We start from the raw sequence: 1,525 nt of genomic DNA, 5'->3' as shown, positions 1-1,525 counted from the left end.
GCCCGGATCAGCGTCCGGTGGTGGACAGTTTGGCGGGGCAGCCGCAGGTCTCACCGGCGCCGGTCGGGGCACCCCTGCCCGCCGAGCAAGGCTGACGCAGCCCCGCCCGGCGGCGGTCGACGCCGGCGGCTATCCGCCGCCGGTGTTGATGTTCGACGACAGGGTGATGAACTGGTCGTTCTTCCACACGCCCCAGCGGCCGCCCCACATGTGCGTCCACACCACGGGCTCGCCGTCCCAGAATTCCGCGGTCTTCGGCGGCGCGTTGGGCGGTGGCACCTCGCCGACCGACATGTCCGGCGGGGGTGGATCGGCGACCGCGACGGCCGCGCCGACGCCCAGCGCCGCGGTGGCCAGGCCAGCCGCCACCGCGACGGCGGACAGCGTGTTCTTCAGTGTGGTCATCGGCGTGGCTCCTGATCGCGGTCGAATACTTAGCAGGCATAACCACGTTACGTCATCACCAAACTCTCGGCGCACCGCCGTCGTCGCGACCCGTGACGTACATCACCTCGAGGCTCGGGTATCGAAGGCCGTGATCTCGCACTTGTAGCAGCCAGTAGCCACCTCTACGCAGATGCGATGGCGACAGGCAGGACGGGGACGAGCTCATGACCACACTTCACCTGGGACGCACGGGGGCCGCCGTCGCGCGGGTTGCGCAGCGGGCGGCATTCGGCGCATTCGCCGTCGGAGCCGTCGCCGCCGGCTCGATCGTCGGTCCGACCGCCACCGCGAACGCCGCCGCCGGCTCGTGTGCCGCCGTCGAGGTGGTGTTCGCTCGCGGAACGTTCGAGGGTCCCGGCGTCGGCGCCACCGGACAGGCGTTCATCGACGCCCTGACCGCTCGCCTCCCGGGCAAGTCCGTCGACGTGTACGGCGTGAACTACCCGGCGTCGTTGGACTTCGGCCGCGCCGTCGACGGAGTCGTCGACGCCAGCAACGAGATTCAGTCGGTCGCCACGCAGTGCCCCGCCACCAAGATCGTGCTCGGCGGCTACTCGCAGGGCGCCGCCGTCGCCGGCTACACCACCTCCAGTGCCGTCCCCGCCGGGTTCACGCTGCCCGCCGGCCTCACCGGTCCGATGCCGGCGTCCGTCGCCTCCCACGTCGCGGCCGTCGCCCTGTTCGGGACTCCCGACGACTGGTTCCTGGGTCTGGTCGACCACTCGGCACCGCCGATCGCCATCGGTGACCAGTACACCGCTAAGACCATCCAGTTGTGCGCCACCGGTGATCCGGTCTGCTTCCCCGGGGGCTTGGACCGCTCGGCACACAGCTCGTACAAGTCCAACGGGATGGCCGATCAGGCGGCCGACTTCGTGGCCGCCCGGTTGGGCGGGACCGCTCCGTCGGCACCGATGGTGCAGACGGCGGAGGACGTCGCGCCCGGAAACTAACCGAGCCGTCCCGACCCGCATCGGAATAGGATCCGGCTATGAAGGCCTTGACGCGTTTTGGACTGTCTGCGGTGGCGGCGTGCTCGATGGTGGTGGGTGCGGTGGCGCCGGCGAATGCCGATCCG

Annotated in this window: 2 protein-coding genes; one reads left to right on the top strand and one right to left on the bottom strand. The window is 70.4% G+C overall.

Annotated features, from left to right (window positions below; genetic code table 11):
• Positions 1–129: 129 nt before the first annotated feature.
• Positions 130–405: a hypothetical protein gene (locus H7J06_RS31575; protein WP_264043908.1), complete on the bottom strand. Its 276-nt coding sequence runs from the start codon at positions 403–405 to the stop codon at positions 130–132.
• 206 nt (positions 406–611) lie between these two features.
• On the opposite strand from H7J06_RS31575, the gene H7J06_RS31570 reads away from it, so the two are divergent.
• The gene (locus H7J06_RS31570; RefSeq protein ID WP_264043906.1) at positions 612–1,400 is read left to right on the top strand and encodes a cutinase family protein; all 789 of its coding nucleotides are present in this window, start codon (positions 612–614) and stop codon (positions 1,398–1,400) included.
• The last annotated feature ends 125 nt before the right edge of the window (positions 1,401–1,525 follow it).

Origin of the sequence: Mycolicibacterium hodleri (assembly GCF_025822245.1) — a bacterium.
In the GTDB taxonomy this organism is placed as follows: domain Bacteria; phylum Actinomycetota; class Actinomycetes; order Mycobacteriales; family Mycobacteriaceae; genus Mycobacterium; species Mycobacterium hodleri.
Note: the sequence above shows the minus strand (reverse complement) of the source record. Positions and strands in the feature narration are given on the sequence as shown.